Source organism: Rhizobium viscosum, from assembly GCF_014873945.1.
In the GTDB taxonomy this organism is placed as follows: domain Bacteria; phylum Pseudomonadota; class Alphaproteobacteria; order Rhizobiales; family Rhizobiaceae; genus Rhizobium; species Rhizobium viscosum.
In genome coordinates this window covers 1308972-1328768 of the sequence record NZ_JADBEC010000001.1, presented here as the reverse complement: position 1 = coordinate 1328768, position 19797 = coordinate 1308972, and the positions used below count along the sequence as shown (strand labels likewise).

Genomic DNA, 19797 nt, shown 5'->3' with positions numbered 1-19797 from the left:
CCCGTCAATTACACCCCTGCAACTGCTGCTGATAGCTGCCAGCCATCCGCGCAAATTTCTGCGCCGTCTGCTGCAATTGGCCATTGTTGCGCCAGTCGCCGCGCTTGTATCCGGTCGGGCCGGAATAATAGGCGAGGTAGAGATTGTAGGCGTCGTTCGGTTGAATGCCCGTCGCCTGGCTGTTGCTGTAGTGGTACCAGCCGATGAAATCGATCGCGTCGGCGAAGTTGGTACGCGTTGCGGCCCAGTTGCCGGTCTCCGACTGGTAGTGGTCCCAGGTTCCGTTCAGCGCTTGCGAATAGCCGTAGGCCGTCGAAGGCCGCGTCCAGGGAATGAAGCCGAAGAGTTTCGTGCGCGGCGGCCGCGCATAGGGCTGGAAGCCGGATTCGACATACATGGTTGCCATCAGGATCGGCACCGGCACGCCGTATTTTTTCTCGGCACGCTCTGCAGCTCCTTGCCAGCTGGTGAAGAGGCCGTCCTTCTGGTCGAAGACGGCGCAGATATTTCTCGTCTGGCGGGGCGCTGTCGCGCAGCCGGCAAGCAGGGCCAGCCCGATGACCGCGAGCACGATACGAGTACGCATGATACAAACCTCTCGTTTCCGAGAGATTACTAACTCGTAAACGTTAAAGAGCGGTTTTTATGCGAATACGAGATGTTCCGACGGCTTTTTACCAGGCCAGGGATTGGTGCCGTCCCGCAGCCAGAGCAGAGTATCGAGCCAGAAGCCGGCAGCGTGGCGCGCGTGGAAAAGATCGAAATGCCCGATCTTCGAAAATCCAAGATCTTCAGGCGTCAGTAGCACTTCTTCCACCTTTGCGTTGCGATAATGGGAAAGACCGCGCCTGATGGCGTGGACGGTCGCAATATCGTCATCGGTGACGGCAAGGCTCAGGATTGGCGCATGAAAATTTTCAAAGGGCTTCGACGCGCCGGCCCTTTCGGCAGCCGACGGATAAGGGTCGATCCACCCCCGCTGGAGCGCCCAGTCGAGCGCAACGCCCTTCGGAAGATCCTCGAGCCAGCCGAGACGCCACCCCGGAAAATAGCCGAGCAGCAAGGTCGCCGTTGGCATGAAAAGATGCCATTTCAGGAACAGCCGCCAACGGTGCGCAGGGGCATAATCTCGCCAGTTCCCATATTGTGCGCCGACTGCAAGCATGCGCGTAATGCGATCGGCATGCGCCGAAAGGCCGGGCAGAAAGCCGCCGATGCTGTGGCCCACGACGAAAAGCGGCCGGCCGGGCCGCTGGCCTTCCATGAAAAGCAGCGCCGCATCGAAATCCCGCTCGCCCCAGTCCCGCCAGCGATAGCCGGAGCCCCGTAATCGTTCCGGGCGCGACAGGCCGATGCCGCGATAATCATAGGTCAGCACGTCAAAGCCGCGTTCGGCGAGAAAGCGCGCATAATAGTGATAATAACGTGCCGCAACGCCGGTTGCCGGATTGATGACGACGCTGCCGATGCTGCGGTCGCTGATTGCACTCCAGAGATGGCCGCGAAGTTTGACGCCGTCGCCGCAGCCGATAACGACAGCTTCCGCCTCCCGTGCGGGGTCGCTCTTCCTCCGTTTGCTTGCAGCCGGCATATATCTCTCCCTTGCCTGCACTTTGGCCGGGACAGTAGGCGACGGTTGATGTTGAGGATACTCACTAGTCGGTATACATTGTCGACATGGCCAAATCCGCTTCCGACACACGCGAACGCATCGTCGCCGCTGCCGCCAAACTGTTCTACAGCGAAGGCATCCGGGCCGTGAGCGTCGATGCCGTGGCGGAGAAAGCTGATGTCACGAAACGCACCCTCTATTATCATTTCGACAGCAAGGACGACCTGATCGCCGCTTATCTGGAAACCCGCGACCAGCCCAATCTTGCGGCCTATCGGCGCTGGTTTGCGGAAACGGATGGGGATCTGGCGGCGAAGGTGAAGGGTATCTTCGACAATCTGGCTCGCTCGGCCCGGCATCCGAAATGGAGGGGCTGCGGTTATCTCAGAACGTCGGCTGAACTTGCCAATATGCCCGGCCATCCCGCCATCAAGGTTGGCGCCGCGCATAAGAAGAATGTCGAGCAATGGCTCGCTGCTCTCTTCGAAGAGCAGCATCTTGTCGAGGCGCCAAAGCTCGCCCGCCAGGTCGTTCTGCTGCTCGACGGCTCCTTTGCCGCCGTGCTCCTGCATCGCGATCCGACCTACATGGAAACAGCAGGCGAAGCGGCCGCAGCCCTGGTGACCGCAGCCAGTAAAGACAAATGATCAGGCTGCCCTGACGGGCTCGTAGCGCAGGATCACCGCGCCGCTCTTCGTCACAGACGAGTCGAGCAGCTTCAGCGGCTGCTGTGCATCCGCGGGCTTGAAGTGCGGATTGCCGCGGCCGAGAATGACAGGCACCAGGCAGATGCGGATTTCATCCACCAGTCCCGCCTTCAGCAGGGTATCGGCAAGCTCGGCGCTGCCGAAGATGAGGATCGTCTTGCCATCCTCTTCCTTCAGCCGCCTCAATTCGGATACCGGATCAATGACGACGCGTGTATTGTTCCAGTCCGCCTTTTCCATGGTCCGCGAGACGGCGATCTTGGCAATGCTGTTCATATAGGCCTTGATCTTGTTTTCGCTCTCCGCGCTCGGCCAATAGGCGGCCATGCCCTCATAGGTCTTGCGGCCGAAGACCAGAAGGTCGCTTTCCTCGCCAAACTGCTCGGCATATTTTTCGAGCTCCGGCCCCCAGGCCAGATTGTGGAACTCAATGTCCCACGGCTTTGCCCCTTCGAAGTAACCATCCAGCGTCATCAGGTTCCAGACAACAAGCTTCCTCATCTCATCCTCCATGGATCATGTCTTTCAAAACCAGTTGCTATCAACAACTGGTTTTGAGCCTAACTCGACTGATAGCAAAATGCAAGCAGTCGCGAGCAGAGAGTTTGAATAAGGGCTCCGGCGGGCATCGGGACAAGCGTCTGCCACCGGGCGCGACATTGTCCCCGACGTTTGATAAAGCCTGTTTGAAAGTCATCGCCGGATAGCGGAAATCCGCCGATCAATCCTTGCGGAAGATCAGGCTGGCGCCCCATCCCGTCAGCACGGCCAGCAGCACCGCAAAGCAGCCGTAGAAAATCGGCTGCTCATGCGCCGCATCGGTAATCGTCTGCTCGATGCCCGTCTTGATGACGCGCAGCGGCTGCGATTTCTGCGTCACGAATTTCCCGCTCTTGAACAGATAGGCGCGCACCGTATGCACGCCGTTCGGAATGTTGGCCGGCAGCCGCAGGCTTGCCTTGAAGAGGTTGGAGGACACGAAACGAACGCCACTCGGATCGCGCTCGTAAAGCCCGCCCGACTGCTGCAGACGCCTGAAGGCGTTGCGGAATTCATTGAGACTGTTGAAGTTGCCGGCAAAATCGATCGGCCGCAGCGGAATATGGTCGATGCCGATACCTTCTCCGGTCAGGTCGAGCGGCGTCGTGATATCGTCGATGGAGCGCGAACTCGACATCGAATAGGAATGCGGTACGTCGGCAAAGGTCATTGACGAGGTATTGATCCAGATGCCGAAGACCCGCTCCTTCTTGCGCACCGTGGCGTCTTCGCGCGGGCCTTCCAGAACCACGATGACGTCATACTGGCCGATGGCGAGCAGCAGGTCGTCGGTATTGGTCACTGCGCCGAAAATCGTCAGGTCCGCGCCGCGGAAATCGGAAGTAATGGCGATCTCGCTGGTGGAGGTGCCGATTTCCAGCCCTTCGCGCTCGGCCCGGGTCGTTCCCTGTCCGGGCAACAACACCTGTGCCGAGGCGGCGACAGGCATGAAAAGAGTAAGGAGCAGGAGGAGCCGAAGCATCAGTTCCCCACTCCCATGACCACCGAATAGATGTCTTGCGGTGTCACGACCAGCGCGACTGCGAGGCGCAGTCCGACGGCAAGAACCAGCAGGCCGAGCAGGGCGCGCAACTGTTCGCCACGCAACCGCTGGCCGACGCGCACGCCATATTGCGCACCGATGACGCCGGCGAGCATCAGGAAGAAGGCAAGCACGATATCGACCGAATAGTTGGTCGCCGCCTGCACGATCGTCGTATAAGCGGTCACGAAGATGATCTGGAAGAGCGAGGTCCCGACGACCACGTTGGTCGGGATGCGCAGCAGGTAGATCATCGCCGGCACCATGATGAAGCCGCCGCCGACACCCATCACAGAGGTAAGGATGCCGATCGCAAAGCCGAGTGTCACGATCGGGATGACCGAGAGATAGATTTTCGATTTCTTGAACCGCACCTTCAGCGGCAGCTTGTGCACCCAGTGCTGATGGCCGGGCCGGCGTGGGGCAGGCGCTTCATTGCGGGCCGCACGGCGCATGGCGTTAATGCTTTCCCAGAGCATCAGTCCGCCGACGGTGCCGAGGAAGACGACGTAAAGCAGGGAGATGAAGAGGTCGAGCTGACCGATGGAGCGCAGCAGCGAGAAAATCCAGATGCCAACCGTCGCGCCCGAAAGACCGCCGACAAGCAACACCGTGCCGAGCTTCACATCCAGCGTGCCGCGCCGGAAATGCGTGATCGCCCCCGATATCGAGGAAGCCACCACCTGGTTGGCGCCTGTCGCGACGGCGACGACCGGTGGGATGTTGTAGAAGATCAGGAGGGGCGTGATCAGGAAGCCGCCGCCAACGCCGAACATGCCGGACAGGAAACCGACGGCAGCCCCCATGCCGAGAATGATGAAGATGTTCACCGACAATTCTGCGATGGGCAGATAGATTGTCACAGCCGACCCCGATTATTGCCGCTCCCGCCGGGGCGGCACTCTCACGTCCCCATTCGAATGGCGCATCCTACTGTGAAATCGTTTCCAGAGGCTTTCGATGGAAAAAAGCCATGGTCAACTGGATGCGAGTCCCGATATGTCCCGCATAATCCGGCTTTTTTCAGGTTTTGTGACAGTCGGCGTGAAAGTGCGCAAAGCCCTGCGGCAGGGTACCGCCGGGCTGTCTCAGATGGCTTTCGCGCCTGGTTTGTTACGCTCCAGAAGCGCCTTCACCGTCTCGTCGTTGACCTTGCCGGTCGGTTCCTGGCCGATCGACTTCTGGAAGTTCTTGATGGCGGTCACCGTCTTGGCGCCCATCTCTCCGTCCGGCGGGCCGGCGTCGAAACCGTTATTGTTGAGGATCGCCTGGATGTTGCGGATGGCCTTCTTCATGTCGACGGTTGCCGTCTTCGGCGCGGCGCCGCTTGCCCATGCGTCCGGGATCTCGATGCCGTTCGCCTTGTTGTCGAGCGGCTGCGGCTTCCAGAGGTCGGCTTTGGCACGGGCGCGTTCGAGCTGATCCGGTTTCATGGCTTTCGCCACTTCGTCGCGCTTCTGGGCGGCATCCTTATCGCCGGATCGGGCGGCGATCGCAAACCACTTGTAGGATTCTTCCAGATCCGCCGGCACGCCATTGCCGCGGGCACAGAGGATGGCGAGATTGAACTGGCTGTCGGTAATGCCGAGGTCGGCTGCTTTCTGGAACCACGTGGCGGCCGTCGCATAATCCTGCTGGCCGAGCGCGCCGGAGGCGTAGAGCACGGCGAGATTGTGCATGGCACTGGCATTGCCCTGGGCTGCGGCCTGTTCGTAGAGAGCCTTGGCTTTCTGCACGTCGCGGTCGACGCCATTGCCCTTCTCATACATGCTGCCGAGACGGTATTGCGCCGGCGCAAAGCCCTTGTCGGCGGAAAGCTGATACCAGCTCGCGGCCTGCTTCTGGTCGGCGGCGAGGCCGTTGCGGCCGTCGGTATAACGCGCACCGATCTCGAAAAGCGCCAGCGCATCGCCGTTGCGTGCGGCGTCGGCGAGCGGCTGTGGCTGGATCGTGTCGGGAACGATGATGGAAGCAGCAGCAGCAGGGGTTGCCGGCATCGTTGCCGCCGGTGCGGCGGGCGCGTTCGGGACGAAGCCGGACATCTCCTGTGCCGCCGGTGCCTGGTCGAAGGATTCGGCCCCTTCGCCGTCAAGCGGCGCCGCATCGGTCAGATGGTCGGGTGTCGCCTGTGGCTCTGCTGGAGCGGCCGCCTCGGGTAGTGTTGTCTTCGGCGTCATCGCCGGTGTCTGGGCGCCGATTTCCGGCGCGATTGCTTCCGGCGCAACCGGTGCAGGGGCCGCCATGTTGGCCTGCGGCGTTTCGGCCGCACCGGTCAGGGCCGAGACTTCAGCCGGGGGCGGGGCCTTTTCGCCCGTCGTCAGCGTGCGGGCAAGCGGGAAGGCCATGATGGCAAGCAGTACGGCGCCGACCGCCAGCAGGATCGGCCGGCGGAAGCGCGAGAAGGCGCCACCCTTGCCGGCTTTGTCAGGCTTGGCGGCACGACGCTCGGCGCGCGTAGCAGGCTTTGCGTTGCTGTCGATCTCCATGGCGGCAGCCTGCGCGGCGCGGCGTGCCGCGGCGATGTAGTCGGCCCGATCGTTTTCGGTGGCCGGCTTGCCGCGCTGGGCGTTCTGGCTGGCGCGCACGCGCTCCAGGATCTTCTTCACGTCAGGTGCGCCCGAGCCCGGTTCCAGCAGCTCGTTTGCCGCTTCTGCCGGTACTACGTCGACGGGATCGATCGACGGAGCGGGATCGATGACCGTGCGCTCGGCGACCGCCCTTGCTTCCGGCTTCCGCGATGGCATCAGCTTGCGGCCAAGGCTTGCGAGCAGGCTGCCCTTGGCGGGAACAACCGGCTTTTCCGCCTGGCTGGTAGCTTCGATGGCGATCGCGCTGGTGCTATCGGCCAACGCTGCTTCCGGCACGCGCGACGGGGCCTCTTCGACAATGGCGGCCGTGCGCAGCACAGGCGAAGCCTTCGGCGCCTGCATCACCGGAGCTTTAGCCGGCTCGTGGCCTGCGTCGACCAGTGCATAGGGATCGACGTCGAAATCGACGTCTGCAGCCGGCATCCGGGTGGCGGCCGGGCGCACCCGCTCTTCCATCGTGTCCAGCCTGTCGGCAATGTGCAGCAGCGTCTCGTGCAGGGCCTGGAAGGTCTTGTGGGTGCGCTCCTCGCTGTCGCGGCTCAGATCTTCGAGGTTCCGCAGATCTTCGGCGAGTGCGATGAGGGCCGACATGTCGGCTGCTTCAGGCGCAGCGCCCTGCGCTCCGCCATTGCGTGAATAGGCATCCACTACGGCTTCCGCTGCCTGCCGTGCCGCCTCGATGATATATTCGTCGTTGGTTGCGATGTAATCTTCGATTGCGCCCATGCGACGGTCGAGATCTGCTGATACTTCGGCGTTTTCGCGCGGCGTATTCAGGAGCTCGGAGAGATTTGCAATCTGCTCCTCGAGGTTTTTCAGCGCGCGCGTGTCGGTCGGCGCAGCCGCCGTGCTTTCTTCCAGCCGCGCGGCGATGTCGCTGAGCCGCCCTTCAAGACGCTGAAAGGCGCTGTCGTCGATAACAGCCGCCGGGGCGGGGCGGATTTCCATCTCGTCGATGCGGCGTGCGAGATAGTCGAGCCGCTTGGCGAGCGCATCATTGACCGAGCCGCTTTCCAGCGCATCGATCTTGCGGGAAATGTCGGAGAGCGCGCCGGTCAGGTCCGGCTGCGGCGCGGCCTTCTGCGTGCGTTCGAGCAGATAGGAAAGGTGCTCCAGACGCTCGTCGAGACGCGAAGTGGCTTCGGTCTTGGCGAGGTCTTCAACGCGGGCCGTCAGCGCTTCCAGCCGATCCGCCATGTCGTCGGCTGGGCTGGGCCGGCTCATGGTGGCCCGGCCCATCAGCTCGATCTGGTCGCCAAGCGCGGAAAGGCGGTTTTCCAGCCGCTGCATCAGTGCCGGGTCGGCACCCGTGGCAGTCCGTCCGCTGGCAGCGATCGCGCGGCTGATCTCGTCGAGCCGCGTGTCCATGGCGGCGAACTGTTCGGACATGATCCGGTCGTGCGGCTGGATCAGATTGCCGAACTGCTCGACAGCGGAGGCGATGGTGATGAGCTTGTCTTCCAGTGCCTGCACGGCCGGGCTTTCACCCATGCCGCCAAGATGCCGCTTGATGTCGTCAAGCCGGTAGGCGAGCGACACGAGCTCTCCCTGCAGTCCGGCCGTGTCGAGCTCTGCCAGGCGGTTTTCCACATTGTCCCAGCGCTGCTCCATGTGGCGCATCGAATCCTCGCGCGCCAGCCCGTCCATCAATGAACGCAGCTCTTCGAATTCGTTGCGCAAGCCGGTAGCCTCCGGTCCGGCCGAGCGGCTGGTGAGCTGCGCAATGCTCTGCGACAGACGGCCCATGTCGGCGCGGATGTCGTCGGCGAAATGCCGGTCCTGCGCGCTCGCCTTGATCTCGCGCAGTTCCGTGCGCAGCGTATTCATCTCGCGCGTGACACCTTCGGAAATATCGCGCTTCAGGTCCTGCCGCAGGTTGACGAGTGCCTGGGCGATTTCAGTCATCGTGTCGTCGGAGGCGCGGAAGGCGGGTGCCGCCGGCTGCGGCGCCGGAGCGCGCTGCAGGGCAGGCGCGAGAGCCGGTTCACGCAGAAGAGCCGGTGCCGCTTCGCGCGTATAGGCGCGCTCGCGATTCTCTCTGGTGGCGTCAAGCGCGCGCTGCCGCTGGCGGATTTCCGCAAGCGGATCGGCTGCGCGCGGCGCATAGGAACTGGTATAGGGATCACGTTCGGGCGTCGGATTGCGGGGCCGCTGTTCGCGCCCGCTGCCCATCAGGCCTTCGATCCGCGCTTCCAGCCCTTCGATGGTGCGGTTCAACGCGTCGAGCGAGGTCCTGTCGGAATGCCGGGAAGAATGTGATCGCGATCCGTTCATGTTCTTGCTCGCTTCGATTGCCCGGTCCGGGCCCGATCATTGCCTTTTCCGAAGCGTACCGGGGCACACGTCGGAGAGCGCCATCCGTAAGGAAATAGTCAATTAGACTTTCCTCAAGCTGGATAGTTTTTGGCGGCACTCCTGAAACGCGAGACAAAGAAAAGGAATGCAGATCGCCAATGCTCACCGCGCACCTTTTACGAAACGTGGTAAAGAACTCGTTAACCCGGATGAGAATTTTTTAACTTTTGCGCTCTTCGTGCCAATTCGGGGCGCGCAAATCTTCAGATCGGCCGCTTGTACTGCAGCTCGATCTTCACGCCTTCTGGTCCGTAGATGAACACCTGTCCGAGGTCGGTTTCCGGAATATCGCGATATTCATATCGATAGCCGCTCTCCTTGATACGGGCGAGCGCCGGTTCGAATTCGAAGAGGCTGAAGGCAACATGATTGAATATGCCGGGCGGAAAGTCGGTCGCTCGTGACGCAAACAGCAGATGAATCACCGGCTTGTCGTCGAGATATAGCCAGTGGCCCGGCATCGGGAAGGGGGGCCGATAGCCCTCCTTTACGCCGAGAATGCTTTCGAAAAAGCGGATCATGGTCGGCGCATCGCGAGTATCGATTGTCACATGATCCAAACCCGGCATTGTCCCCTCCCGAACTGTAAGCCGGCTTAATCCTATCGCTTCCGGTGTATTCGTGAAAGTGAATATAATATGTCAGGCTGAAAGACGGTAGGATTAGAAGTTCTCCGTCCAGGGCCGCAACTCCACCTCCTGCGACCAGGCGCTGCGGTGTTGCAGCAGCACGTCGATATAGGACTGTGCGATCGCATCTGGCGAGAGCGTGCCGTCGGGCTTGTCTTCTTTATCCCGCCTCGTGGTAGAGCGCACGGCGCCGTCAATGATGAAATGCGCCACATGGATCCCGAGCGGTCCAAGCTCGCGGGCGGCACTTTGCGCCAGGCCACGCAGGGCGAATTTTCCCATCGCAAACGGTGCAGATTGCGCAAAACCCTTGATACTGGCAGTCGCCCCCGTCAGCAGGATCGCGCCGCGCGCTTGCGGGATCATGCGTCGTGCCGCCTGTTGGGTGACGAGAAAACCGCCGAAGGCACTGGTCGCGATTGCCCGTTCCACGTCGGCAGGATCAAGCTCGGCAATCGGCCCGCGCACCCGGCCACTGGCGTTGTAGACCACGATATCGGGCTCGCCGATCTCGGCATCCACGCGTTCGAACAGTCCGGAAACCGCTCCCGGCTGCGAGGCATCGGTGGCGAAGGCCTTGGCCCCGGTTTCATCGAGCAGCAACCCGAGCTTGCCAATATTGCGTGCCGCGAGGCCCACCTTCACGCCGCGCTCTGAAAGCATGCGGGCAAGCGAACCGCTGATGCCGGAGCCAGCGCCAACGATGAGCGCGCTGCGATAGGGAAACTCGGCCATGATCTTCTCCTTCAGGATGAGCCTTCCGGAAAAGTAGGCAGTCGCGACCCATCAAAAAACCGTCGGCCGGAAATATTTCATTCCTCTGGTGCGTCGATCGAAAGCCCGCAGATGCGCGAGAGATGGGCAAGCGGCAGCCCCGTCTCCGCGGCCCAGCGGTTGAACCTCTGCTGGATCAGCTGCTGGTCCTTCTTGGCGGTTCCAGATGCCGAGAGCGGCACGCCCGCATCCTTCAGGCAGGCGAGCACGTCTGACGTCATGATAAAGCCGTCGCGACCGATACCGCGCAGGAAATATTGACCGGTGGCTCCGCCCAGCCGGTTGCCGCGTTTGGCGAGCACGTCGAGCAGGCCGATATGATCTTCACGCGGCCAGTTCGCGAAAAAGGCGCCGGCGCCGCCCGCCTCTTTCGCCAACTCGCGCACGAAGGCTGCGTTGGCGCGCACCGACATGATCTTCGCGCCGTTCTTGACGATGCGGTCATCGCTCGTCAGGCCATGCCAAAATTCGTCGGGGGCGATGTTGAGGGCGGCAGGATCGAAACCGTCGAAAGCTTCCTCGAAGCCCGGCCATTTGTTATCGATGACCTTGTGCACGAAGCCGCTGTAGAAGATGCGCTTCGTCATCTGCGACAGGATGCGGTCGTCGGGCAGGGCGCGCAACGCCTCATGGTCAGGAATGACCGGCAGCATCGCCTTCAGCGCGTCAGCGCCGCCTTTTCTCTGCTCGGCGCGCTCGCGGATAATATCGAAATCACTCAAGGCTCGGCTCCCGGAATGGACATTGCTGATGCAAGCCTAGTCCGGGAGCGACCTTGTCTTCAAGCCGTCTGGCTTCGAGATCGTCGCTCAGGCGGCGACGGATTCACGAACGTCGTCGAGCAGGAAATGCACGACCAGATAATCGGTCTTGTAATGGCGCCCGCTGTCGCCGACTTTTTCTTCTGAGCCGCCATCGGCCGGGTGCCAGGGGTGATAGTGCGGATTGGTGGCGATCAGCGTCACCGCCTTGCCGGCATACGGGCCTTCGGCCGGCCGGAAGCGCATCTCGGCGAGCGGCCAGATGCGCTCGTAGGTTTCCATGGGAATGCGCACCCTCAGCGCCCTGCGCGGAGCCGGCGGCTCATCATGCGCAACCACTCTTTCGCCATTGACCGGTTCCACAGTCACAGGCTCGATGGTCACGACCTCCGCCGTATCGAAGATGGAATTGAACTCCGCAGGCCACGCTCTCTTCATGAACAGCTCCTCCCAGGCTTTTCCAAAGTCGTTGGGATGAGTGTAGCGCGCTTGGCCGGAGAAGCAACGGACTATTACCGTTCTATGACAACGGCAGTGCATAGTTCACCCCTCTATGCCACCTCACAAAATTGCGCACATGCAGAATTTGACGTTTACGCAAACGTCAATATTTTGTAAGAGAGTGTCAACGCCGGAGCAATCCGGTTGCCGAATTGGAGGAATTCGAACGATGCCAGTCTACAAGGCCCCGGTGAACGACACGCTCTTCGTGCTGAACGACGTGCTGGGTCTCGAGCGTTACAACAATCTCCCGGGTTTTGCCGATGCCACGCCTGACATGGTGGAGGCCATTCTGGGCGAGGCGGCGAAGGTGGCCGAGGAAGCTCTGTTCCCCCTCAATTATTCCGGCGATCAGGAAGGCTGCCTGCGCCATGGTGACGCCACGGTCTCGACGCCGAAGGGTTTCAAACAAGCCTATCAGGCCTATCGCGAAGGCGGCTGGATCGGCCTTGCCGTGCCAGAGGAATTCGGCGGCCAGGGCCTGCCCTACACGCTGCACGCTGCCGTCGGCGAATATACCTCGGCTGCTAACATGTCGCTGATGATGTATCCGGGTCTGACGCAGGGCGCTATCGCTGCGATCCTCGTCCACGGCACTGAAGAGCAGAAGAGCAGCTACCTGCCGAAGATGGTGGACGGCAGCTGGTCCGGCACCATGAACCTCACGGAGCCGCATTGCGGCACCGATCTCGGCATGCTGCGCACCAAGGCAGTGCCGCAGGCCGATGGCAGCTACAGGATCTCCGGTCAGAAGATATTCATCTCCGCCGGTGAGCATGACCTGGCCGACAACATCATCCACCTGGTGCTGGCCCGCATCGAAGGCGCGCCTGAGGGCACCAAGGGGATCTCGCTCTTCATCGTTCCGAAATTCCTCGTTGGTGAAGACGGTGGTCTTGGCGCTCGCAACGGCGTTTCCTGCGGCGCCATCGAACACAAGATGGGCATCCACGGCAACGCCACCTGCGTCATGAACTACGACGAGGCGGCCGGCTATCTCATTGGCGCCGAAAACCGCGGCCTCAACGCTATGTTCGTGATGATGAACGAGGCCCGCCTGATGGTCGGCCTGCAAGGTATTGCCATTTCCGAGATCGCTTATCAGAACGCCGCCAGCTACGCCCGTGACCGCATCCAGGGCCGCTCGCTGTCCGGCCCCAAGGCGCCGGACAAGAAGGCCGATCCGATCATCGTCCATCCCGACATCCGCCGCTCGCTGATGACCATCCGGTCGTTCAACGAGGCCGGCCGCGCCTTCCTGCTCTGGACCGCGCTCAAGTCCGATATCGCCCATCGCGCCACCGACGAGATGGAGCGCCAGACGGCCGACGATATTCTCGGCCTCGTCACCCCGATCCTCAAGGGCGTGATGACCGACAAGGGCTTCGATCATGCCGTCATGGCCCAGCAGGTCTTCGGCGGCCACGGCTATATCGAAGAGCATGGCATGAGCCAGTATGTGCGCGATGCCCGCATCGCCATGATCTATGAAGGTGCAAACGGCATCCAGGCGCTCGATCTCGTCGGCCGCAAGCTGGCGCTGAACGGCGGCCGCGCCGCAATGGCGCTCTTCAAGGAGATTGGCGATTTCTGCGAGGAAAACCGCAACGACGAACAACTCGCCTTCTTCACCAAGCACCTGAAGAAGGGCTTGAACGACGTGCAGAGCGCGACCATGTGGTTCATGCAGAATGCCATGGCCAAGCCCGACAATGCCGGTGCCGGCTCCACCGATTACATGCACCTCTTCGGCCTCGTCATTCTCGGCTATATGTGGGCGCGCATGGCGAAAGCCGCCAACGAACGCCTTGCCGCCGGCGATGCCAGGGAGGACTATCTGAAGAACAAGCTGATCACCGCGAAATTCTTCATGGAGCGCGTGATGCCTGAGACTGCATTGCGCAAGGCCCGCATCGAAGCCGGCGCTGACACGATGATGGAACTCGCCGCCGAAGCGTTTTGATTGCTTTTCCCTTCTCCCCAGTGGGGAGAAGGTGGCCCAAGGGGCCGGATGAGGGGGCCACAGGCGCTGCCTTCTCCGGCTCCTGCCTGCCGGAAGAACAATGCACCGGCGCGTCCGCGCCGCCAGGGAGATGAGACAATGACCGAGGTTTTCATTTACGACCACGTCCGCACGCCCCGCGGCCGCGGCAAGAAGGATGGTTCGCTCCACGAAGTGCCCTCTGTGCGCCTCGCCGCAAAGACACTGGAGGCGATCCGCGACCGCAACGGTCTCAACACCGAAACTGTCGACGACATCATCATGGGCTGTGTCGATCCGGTCATGGATGCCGGCGCCGTCATCCCTAAGGCCGCTGCTTTTGAGGCCGGTTATTCGACGAAAGCACCGGGCATGCAGATCTCCCGCTTCTGCGCCTCCGGCCTCGACGCCGTGAATTTCGGCGCCGGCAAGATCGCCCAGGGCGCCGACGATATCGTGATTGCCGGCGGTGTCGAAAGCATGTCCCGCGTCGGCCTCGGCATGTCCGGCGGCGCCTGGTTCATGGATCCCTCCGTCAACTTCCCCGCCTATTTCATGCCGCAGGGCGTCTCCGCCGATCTCATCGCCACCAAATACGGCTTCTCCCGTGATGACGTCGATGCCTATGCCGTCGAAAGCCAGAAGCGTGCGGCGAATGCCTGGAACAACGGCTGGTTCAAGAATTCCGTCATCCCGGTCAAGGACCAGAATGGCATCACCATCCTTGCTCATGACGAACATATGCGCCCCGGCACGGATATGCAGGCGCTCGGCTCCCTCAATCCCTCCTTCCAGATGCCGGGCGAGATGGGCGGCTTCGAAGCCGTCGCCATCCAGGCCCATCCGGAAGTCGAGCGTGTCAACTACGTCCACCACGCCGGTAATTCCTCCGGGATCGTCGATGGCGCCGCTGCCGTCCTGCTCGGCTCCAAAGCCGGTGGTGAGAGCATGGGCCTGAAGCCCCGCGCCCGCATCAAAGCCTTCGCCAATATCGGTTCCGACCCCGCCCTCATGCTGACCGGCCCCGTCGATGTCACCGAAAAGCTCCTGAAGCGCACGGGCATGACGCTTGCCGATATCGACCTCTTCGAATTGAACGAGGCCTTTGCCGCCGTGGTGCTGCGCTACATGCAGGCCTTCGACATCCCCCATGACCAGATCAACGTCAATGGCGGCGCAATCGCCATGGGCCATCCGCTCGGTGCCACCGGCGCCATGATCCTCGGCACCGTGCTGGACGAGCTGGAGCGCCGCGACCTCAACACCGCTCTGGTCACCCTCTGCATCGGCGCCGGCATGGGCACGGCAACCGTTATCGAACGCGTCTAAGGGAGAGAGACGATGAGCTACACCAACTTCACCGTCGAGACCGATGCGGATGGTATTGCCCTGGTCACCTGGGACATGCCCGGCAAGTCGATGAACGTCTTCACCGAGGAGGTGATGAACGAACTCGACGCCATCATCGATGCCACAGTCGCCGACAGCGCCGTCAAGGGCGTCGTCATCACCTCCGGCAAGTCCTCCTTCTCGGGCGGCGCCGATCTCTCGATGATCAAGTCGATGTTCACGCTCTACCAGCAAGAGAAGGCTGCAAATCCTGAGGGTGCTGCGCAGAAACTCTTCGATCTCGTCGGCCGCATGACCGGCCTCTTCCGCAAGCTCGAAACCTGCGGCAAGCCCTGGGTCTCCGCCATCAACGGCACCTGCATGGGCGGCGCGCTGGAAATGTCGCTAGCCTGCCATGGCCGAGTCGCCTCCAATGCCAAGAGCGTCAAGATCGCCCTGCCGGAAGTCAAGGTCGGTATTTTCCCCGGGGCGGGCGGCACGCAGCGAATCTCGCGTCTGACCGATGCCCAGTCCGCCCTGCAGATGATGACGACGGGTCAGTCGCTGAACGCCTCGCGCGCCAAGGCCATGAACCTCGTCCATCAGGTGGTCGATCCGGACCAGCTCATTCCTGCTGCAAAGCAGATGATCAAGGATGGCCTGAAGCCCATCGCCCCCTGGGACGAGAAGGGCTTCAAGGTTCCAGGAGGCGGCATCTGGACGCCCGCCGCAGCCCAGCTCTGGCCGGCAGCTCCAGCGATCCTGCGCCGCGAAACATCAGGCAATTACCCCGGCGCGCTCGCCATCCTGAAATGCGTCTATGAAGGCCTGCAGGTGCCCTTCGATACCGCGCTGAAGATCGAGCAGCGTTATTTCACGCAGGTGCTGCAGACCACCGAAGCCTTCTCCATGATCCGTTCGCTCTTCATCTCCATGCAGGAACTCGGCAAGGGCGCCCGCCGCCCGGCCGGCGTGCCGAAGACGGAGCTGAAGAAGGTCGGCGTCGTCGGCGCCGGCTTCATGGGCGCCTCGATCGCCTACGTCACGGCCGCCGCCGGTTTCGAGGTCACCCTCATCGACCGCGATATCGAGGCTGCCACCAAGGGCAGGGGCGTCGGTGAAGGCCTCGTCAAAGATTCAATCGGTAAGGGTCGTCTTACGCAGGAAGAAGGTGCCGCACTTCTCGCCCGCCTTACACCCTCCGCCGATTACGCCGATTTGAAAGATGCCGATCTCGTCATCGAAGCCGTTTTCGAGGATCGCGCCGTCAAGAAGGCGGTCATCGAGCAGGTGGAAGCCGTCATCCCGGAAACGACGATCTTCGCCTCCAACACCTCGACGTTGCCGATCACGGGCCTTGCCGAAAATTCCAAGCGCCCGGATCAGTTTATCGGCGTGCATTTCTTCTCGCCGGTCGAGAAGATGATGCTGACCGAGGTCATCCTCGGCAAAAACACCGGTGACCGTGCGCTCGCCGTGGCGTTGGACTATGTCGCCGCGATCAAGAAGACGCCCATCGTCGTCAACGATGTCAGGGGCTTCTTCGTCAACCGCTGCGTCTTCCGCTACATCCACGAAGCCTATGACATGTTGATCGAAGGAGTGCCGGCGGCGATGATCGAGAATGCCGCCAAGATGGCCGGCATGCCGGTCGGCCCGCTGTCGCTCAACGACGAAGTGGCGATCGATCTCTCGCAGAAGATCCTCAAGGCCACCGTCGCCGATCTCGGCCCCAAGGCCGTTGACGAGCGCCACCTTGCGCTCATCAACAAGCTGGTGGACGAACTCGACCGCCGCGGCCGCAAGAACGGCAAGGGTTTCTACGAATATCCGGCCAAGCCCGCAAAGAAGTTCCTCTGGCCGGAGCTGAAGATCCTCTATCCGCAGAAACCGGCCGACGAAATCGACGTCAACACCCTGAAGCAGCGCTTCCTGGTCACGATCGCGCTCGAGGCCGCCCGCACCATGGAAGAGGGCATTGTCACCGATCCCCGCGAAGCCGACGTCGGCTCCATCCTCGGCTTCGGCTTTGCGCCCTATACCGGCGGTGCTCTGAGCTATATCGACGGCATGGGCGTGAAGGCCTTCGTTGAACTCGCCGAAAAGCTGGCTTCCAGCTATGGCGACCACTTCAAGCCGACACCGCTGCTGAAAGACATGGCCGCCAAGGGCGAAACCTTCTACGGTCGTTTCGATCCCTATCCGGCCGCTGACAAGGCCGCGTAAAAAAGAAGCGCCGGCGCTTAATGCCGGCGCTGGCAACTGCCAAGTGGCTCAATGGGACGAAGCCAGCTCCTCACACTCCCCTCATCTCTATGCGTGTCACAGAGATCCATTCACCGCGCGTCTGCGCGGTGAATGGATCTAATCAAATCGATAAATGCAAACTCACACCTCAGACCTGAAGTGTGCGAAGCTTCCCATAATTTGCCCGAAACACTTAGCTCTTGCGCTAACTATCACGTTATGATACTTAGCCTTATGGATTACTATTCACATCAGCTCGACAGCATCTTTTTGGCGTTAGCCGATCCGACCCGCCGTGCCGTCATCGGCCGGCTCGGCACCGGCCCGGCCAGCATCAGCGATCTCGCAAAGCCCTTCGACATGGCCCTGCCGTCCTTCATGAAGCACATCCGCCTGCTGGAGGAGACGGGCCTTATCGAAACGAGAAAGCAGGGTCGTGTCCGCACCTGCACGCTGGAGAAGAAGCATTTCGCGATGGTCGAAGGCTGGCTTTCAGCCCAGCGCACCATCTGGGAAGCCCGCACAGCCAGGCTCGAAGCTTTCGTCACCGCCACGCAATCGAAGGAGGAAGAGTCCCAATGAAGCCAAATGTGAACCCCGACCTCGATCTCACCATTTCGCGTATCATCAAAGCGCCATCATCCGCCGTCTGGAGCGCCTGGACCGATCCGGCAAAGTTCGAAAAATGGTGGATCCCCGCACCGGCGCTCTGCCGCGTCGCCACCATGGAAGTAAAACCCGGCGGCGCCCTCGTGACCGAGATGAGCGAGGATGGCGGTCCCTTTCAACACCATCTCAGCGCCTGCTATCTTGATATTCAAGAGGGCCGCCGCATTGTTTTCACCAATGCGCTCCTTGGCGGCTGGCGCCCTGCGCCAACCCCCTTCATGACAGCCATCATCACCTTCGCCGATCATCCCGAAGGGACCGACTACAACGCCCTCGTCATGCACAAGGACAAGGAGACTCGTGGTAAGCATGAAGAATTGGGCTTCTATGACGGCTGGGGCACGGTCGCCGCGCAGCTGGCAAAGCTGGTGGAGAAATAAAGAAAATTCATGCCCGGTGTAGCAGGCCGGGCTATGGCTAACTGGGAACGGCGGAGAATACCCGGTGACACGGGTCTCTTACCCCACCAGCCGGTGATCCGTTGTGTGGACCTCGTCGAACATCTCGCTCAGCATTTCAAGGATCACATGGACCTTCTCGGATTTGACCGAGTAGTAGATCGTCTGCGCATCGCGCCGCGTCTTGACGAGATCCCTGCTGCGAAGCTTGGCAAGGTGTTGGGAGAGAGCCGATTGGCTGATTCCGATAATATCGGCGAGGTTGTTGACCGCCACCTCGCGCTCGGCAAGCGTCTTCAGCATCCGCAATCGATGGGCGTTTGCCATGACCAGCAGCAGGTCGGCTTTCTTTTCAAAACTATCTGTATTCATCGCTTTCCCTTCACAATTTAGCGGACGGCAATTTATATGACTAATTAAGAATTATCTTAATAGTGTGGCCGGAACAAATTTTTCCTGCTGCTTTTGGGAAGCGTCCGGATGGGCTGCGTTCTGTGCTGCAATTGCGCGGCGCCGAATTCGCATTTGATCAGTCATCCGGTTCAGAAATCTCCCGCGCGCGCCTATATGCCTGTCAGGAATCATGACAAGAAGCGTGCAGGCACACTTCAGTTTAAGCGATGGAATCATGAAGAAGATCGGTTTTCTCTCGTTCGGGCATTGGACGCCCTCGCCGCAATCCCAGACGCGCTCGGCCGGCGATACGCTGCTGCAGTCGATCGATCTTGCCGTCGCAGCTGAAGAACTCGGTGCGGATGGCGCCTATTTCCGCGTCCACCATTTCGCCCGTCAGCTTGCGTCGCCCTTCCCGCTGCTGGCCGCCGTCGGCGCGAGGACCAGCCGCATCGAGATCGGCACTGCGGTCATCGACATGCGCTACGAGAACCCGCTCTACATGGCGGAAGATGCCGGCTCGGCCGATCTGATTTCCCGCGGGCGCCTGCAGCTCGGCATCAGCCGAGGCTCGCCGGAGCAGGTTATCGATGGCTGGCGCTATTTCGGCTACAACCCGCCGGAAGGTCAGAGCGATGCCGATATGGGCCGCCGCCACGCCGAGGTCTTCCTCGAAGTGCTGAAGGGCGAAGGTTTCGCGGAGCCCAACCCGCGGCCGATGTTCCCCAATCCGCCCGGCCTCTTGCGGCTCGAACCGCATTCCGCCGGTCTGCGTGAGCGCATCTGGTGGGGTGCCGGCTCGAACGCTACGGCCGTCTGGGCCGCCAAGCTCGGCATGAACCTGCAGAGCTCGACCTTGAAGGACGACGAGACGGGCGAAGCCTTCCATATCCAGCAGGCCAATCAGATCCGCGCCTATCGCGAGGCCTGGAAGGAAGCCGGCCATCAGCGCGAGCCACGCGTTTCCGTCAGCCGCAGCATCTTCGCGCTGGTGAACGATCGCGACCGCTCCTATTTCGGCTACGGCAATGAAGGGCAGGACAAGATCGGCTTCATCGACGAGAATACCAGGGCGATCTTCGGCCGCTCCTATGCCGCCGAGCCCGATGCTCTCATCGAGGAACTGAAGAAGGACGAGGCAATCGCCGAGGCCGATACGCTGCTGCTCACCGTCCCCAACCAGCTTGGCGTGGAATACAATGCTCACGTCATCGAATCGATCCTGAAATACGTCGCCCCGGCGCTCGGTTGGCGGTGATCATATCCGGTGG

General features: G+C 61.4%; 18 protein-coding genes. 7 read left to right on the top strand and 11 right to left on the bottom strand.

The window, feature by feature from the left end; genetic code table 11:
- Positions 1–4 precede the first annotated feature (4 nt).
- Together H4W29_RS06665 and H4W29_RS06660 are read right to left on the bottom strand one after the other, a co-directional pair.
- Complete coding sequence (locus tag H4W29_RS06665; RefSeq protein ID WP_007821215.1) at positions 5–586, bottom strand: transglycosylase SLT domain-containing protein; 582 nt, start codon at positions 584–586, stop codon at positions 5–7.
- 57 nt (positions 587–643) lie between these two features.
- The gene (locus H4W29_RS06660; RefSeq protein WP_192728227.1) at positions 644–1591 is read right to left on the bottom strand and encodes an alpha/beta hydrolase family protein; all 948 of its coding nucleotides are present in this window, start codon (positions 1589–1591) and stop codon (positions 644–646) included.
- A gap of 86 nt (positions 1592–1677) precedes the next feature.
- On the opposite strand from H4W29_RS06660, the gene H4W29_RS06655 reads away from it, so the two are divergent.
- Positions 1678–2259, top strand: coding sequence for a TetR/AcrR family transcriptional regulator (locus H4W29_RS06655; protein ID WP_192728226.1), 582 nt, complete (start codon positions 1678–1680; stop codon positions 2257–2259).
- Here the strand turns inward: H4W29_RS06655 and H4W29_RS06650 are convergent, their stop codons facing one another.
- The 8 genes from H4W29_RS06650 to H4W29_RS06615 all read right to left on the bottom strand — a co-directional run bounded on the left by H4W29_RS06650 (position 2260) and on the right by H4W29_RS06615 (position 11446).
- Positions 2260–2820 (bottom strand): dihydrofolate reductase family protein, encoded by a 561-nt coding sequence (locus H4W29_RS06650; protein WP_192728225.1) that lies wholly within the window; start codon positions 2818–2820, stop codon positions 2260–2262.
- 220 nt (positions 2821–3040) lie between these two features.
- Positions 3041–3841 carry a TIGR02186 family protein gene (locus H4W29_RS06645; protein ID WP_192728224.1) on the bottom strand — a complete coding sequence of 267 codons (801 nt, stop codon included), beginning with the start codon at positions 3839–3841 and terminating at the stop codon, positions 3041–3043.
- Positions 3841–4764 carry a sulfite exporter TauE/SafE family protein gene (locus H4W29_RS06640; protein WP_192728223.1) on the bottom strand — a complete coding sequence of 308 codons (924 nt, stop codon included), beginning with the start codon at positions 4762–4764 and terminating at the stop codon, positions 3841–3843. The genes H4W29_RS06645 and H4W29_RS06640 overlap by 1 nt, the downstream gene beginning before the upstream one ends.
- Positions 4765–4989: 225 nt before the next feature.
- Positions 4990–8763, bottom strand: a complete 3774-nt coding sequence (locus tag H4W29_RS06635) for a peptidoglycan-binding protein (protein WP_192728222.1) — start codon at positions 8761–8763, stop codon at positions 4990–4992.
- Between the two features lie 284 nt (positions 8764–9047).
- Positions 9048–9413 carry a VOC family protein gene (locus H4W29_RS06630; RefSeq protein WP_192728221.1) on the bottom strand — a complete coding sequence of 122 codons (366 nt, stop codon included), beginning with the start codon at positions 9411–9413 and terminating at the stop codon, positions 9048–9050.
- Between the two features lie 93 nt (positions 9414–9506).
- Positions 9507–10208, bottom strand: coding sequence for an SDR family NAD(P)-dependent oxidoreductase (locus tag H4W29_RS06625; RefSeq protein WP_192728220.1), 702 nt, complete (start codon positions 10206–10208; stop codon positions 9507–9509).
- Between the two features lie 77 nt (positions 10209–10285).
- Positions 10286–10969: a DNA-3-methyladenine glycosylase I gene (locus H4W29_RS06620; protein ID WP_192728219.1), complete on the bottom strand. Its 684-nt coding sequence runs from the start codon at positions 10967–10969 to the stop codon at positions 10286–10288.
- An 87-nt stretch (positions 10970–11056) separates the two neighbouring features.
- Entirely contained in the window at positions 11057–11446 is a 390-nt protein-coding gene (locus tag H4W29_RS06615) for a hypothetical protein (RefSeq protein WP_192728218.1), read from the bottom strand.
- A 232-nt stretch (positions 11447–11678) separates the two neighbouring features.
- Between H4W29_RS06615 and H4W29_RS06610 the strand changes: the two genes are divergently transcribed.
- From H4W29_RS06610 to H4W29_RS06590, 5 genes are all read left to right on the top strand, one after another.
- On the top strand, positions 11679–13472 hold the full coding sequence (locus tag H4W29_RS06610) for an acyl-CoA dehydrogenase C-terminal domain-containing protein (protein WP_192728217.1): 1794 nt from the start codon (positions 11679–11681) through the stop codon (positions 13470–13472).
- A 138-nt stretch (positions 13473–13610) separates the two neighbouring features.
- Positions 13611–14819 (top strand): acetyl-CoA C-acetyltransferase, encoded by a 1209-nt coding sequence (locus H4W29_RS06605; RefSeq protein WP_192728216.1) that lies wholly within the window; start codon positions 13611–13613, stop codon positions 14817–14819.
- A gap of 12 nt (positions 14820–14831) precedes the next feature.
- On the top strand, positions 14832–17045 hold the full coding sequence (locus tag H4W29_RS06600) for an FAD-dependent oxidoreductase (protein ID WP_192728215.1): 2214 nt from the start codon (positions 14832–14834) through the stop codon (positions 17043–17045).
- Positions 17046–17300: 255 nt separating this feature from the next.
- Entirely contained in the window at positions 17301–17648 is a 348-nt protein-coding gene (locus H4W29_RS06595; RefSeq protein ID WP_192728214.1) for an ArsR/SmtB family transcription factor, read from the top strand.
- Positions 17645–18115, top strand: a complete 471-nt coding sequence (locus H4W29_RS06590) for an SRPBCC family protein (RefSeq protein WP_192728213.1) — start codon at positions 17645–17647, stop codon at positions 18113–18115. Before H4W29_RS06595 ends, H4W29_RS06590 begins: the two co-directional genes overlap by 4 nt.
- A gap of 78 nt (positions 18116–18193) precedes the next feature.
- Here H4W29_RS06590 and H4W29_RS06585 read toward each other — a convergent pair whose 3' ends face one another.
- Positions 18194–18505 (bottom strand): ArsR/SmtB family transcription factor, encoded by a 312-nt coding sequence (locus tag H4W29_RS06585; RefSeq protein WP_192728212.1) that lies wholly within the window; start codon positions 18503–18505, stop codon positions 18194–18196.
- A gap of 256 nt (positions 18506–18761) precedes the next feature.
- Between H4W29_RS06585 and H4W29_RS06580 the strand changes: the two genes are divergently transcribed.
- Complete coding sequence (locus H4W29_RS06580; RefSeq protein WP_192728211.1) at positions 18762–19784, top strand: LLM class flavin-dependent oxidoreductase; 1023 nt, start codon at positions 18762–18764, stop codon at positions 19782–19784.
- Positions 19785–19797: the final 13 nt, after the last annotated feature.

Bases quoted from the DNA above. Each gene is read 5' to 3' on its own strand.
- H4W29_RS06665 (WP_007821215.1), bottom strand. From the start codon at position 586: ATGCGTACTCGTATCGTGCTCGCGGTCATCGGGCTGGCCCTGCTTGCC.
- H4W29_RS06660 (WP_192728227.1), bottom strand. From the start codon at position 1,591: ATGCCGGCTGCAAGCAAACGGAGGAAGAGCGACCCCGCACGGGAGGCG.
- H4W29_RS06655 (WP_192728226.1), top strand. From the start codon at position 1,678: ATGGCCAAATCCGCTTCCGACACACGCGAACGCATCGTCGCCGCTGCC.
- H4W29_RS06650 (WP_192728225.1), bottom strand. From the start codon at position 2,820: ATGAGGAAGCTTGTTGTCTGGAACCTGATGACGCTGGATGGTTACTTC.
- H4W29_RS06645 (WP_192728224.1), bottom strand. From the start codon at position 3,841: ATGCTTCGGCTCCTCCTGCTCCTTACTCTTTTCATGCCTGTCGCCGCC.
- H4W29_RS06635 (WP_192728222.1), bottom strand. From the start codon at position 8,763: ATGAACGGATCGCGATCACATTCTTCCCGGCATTCCGACAGGACCTCG.
- H4W29_RS06630 (WP_192728221.1), bottom strand. From the start codon at position 9,413: ATGCCGGGTTTGGATCATGTGACAATCGATACTCGCGATGCGCCGACC.
- H4W29_RS06625 (WP_192728220.1), bottom strand. From the start codon at position 10,208: ATGGCCGAGTTTCCCTATCGCAGCGCGCTCATCGTTGGCGCTGGCTCC.
- H4W29_RS06615 (WP_192728218.1), bottom strand. From the start codon at position 11,446: ATGAAGAGAGCGTGGCCTGCGGAGTTCAATTCCATCTTCGATACGGCG.
- H4W29_RS06610 (WP_192728217.1), top strand. From the start codon at position 11,679: ATGCCAGTCTACAAGGCCCCGGTGAACGACACGCTCTTCGTGCTGAAC.
- H4W29_RS06605 (WP_192728216.1), top strand. From the start codon at position 13,611: ATGACCGAGGTTTTCATTTACGACCACGTCCGCACGCCCCGCGGCCGC.
- H4W29_RS06600 (WP_192728215.1), top strand. From the start codon at position 14,832: ATGAGCTACACCAACTTCACCGTCGAGACCGATGCGGATGGTATTGCC.
- H4W29_RS06595 (WP_192728214.1), top strand. From the start codon at position 17,301: ATGGATTACTATTCACATCAGCTCGACAGCATCTTTTTGGCGTTAGCC.
- H4W29_RS06590 (WP_192728213.1), top strand. From the start codon at position 17,645: ATGAAGCCAAATGTGAACCCCGACCTCGATCTCACCATTTCGCGTATC.
- H4W29_RS06585 (WP_192728212.1), bottom strand. From the start codon at position 18,505: ATGAATACAGATAGTTTTGAAAAGAAAGCCGACCTGCTGCTGGTCATG.
- H4W29_RS06580 (WP_192728211.1), top strand. From the start codon at position 18,762: ATGAAGAAGATCGGTTTTCTCTCGTTCGGGCATTGGACGCCCTCGCCG.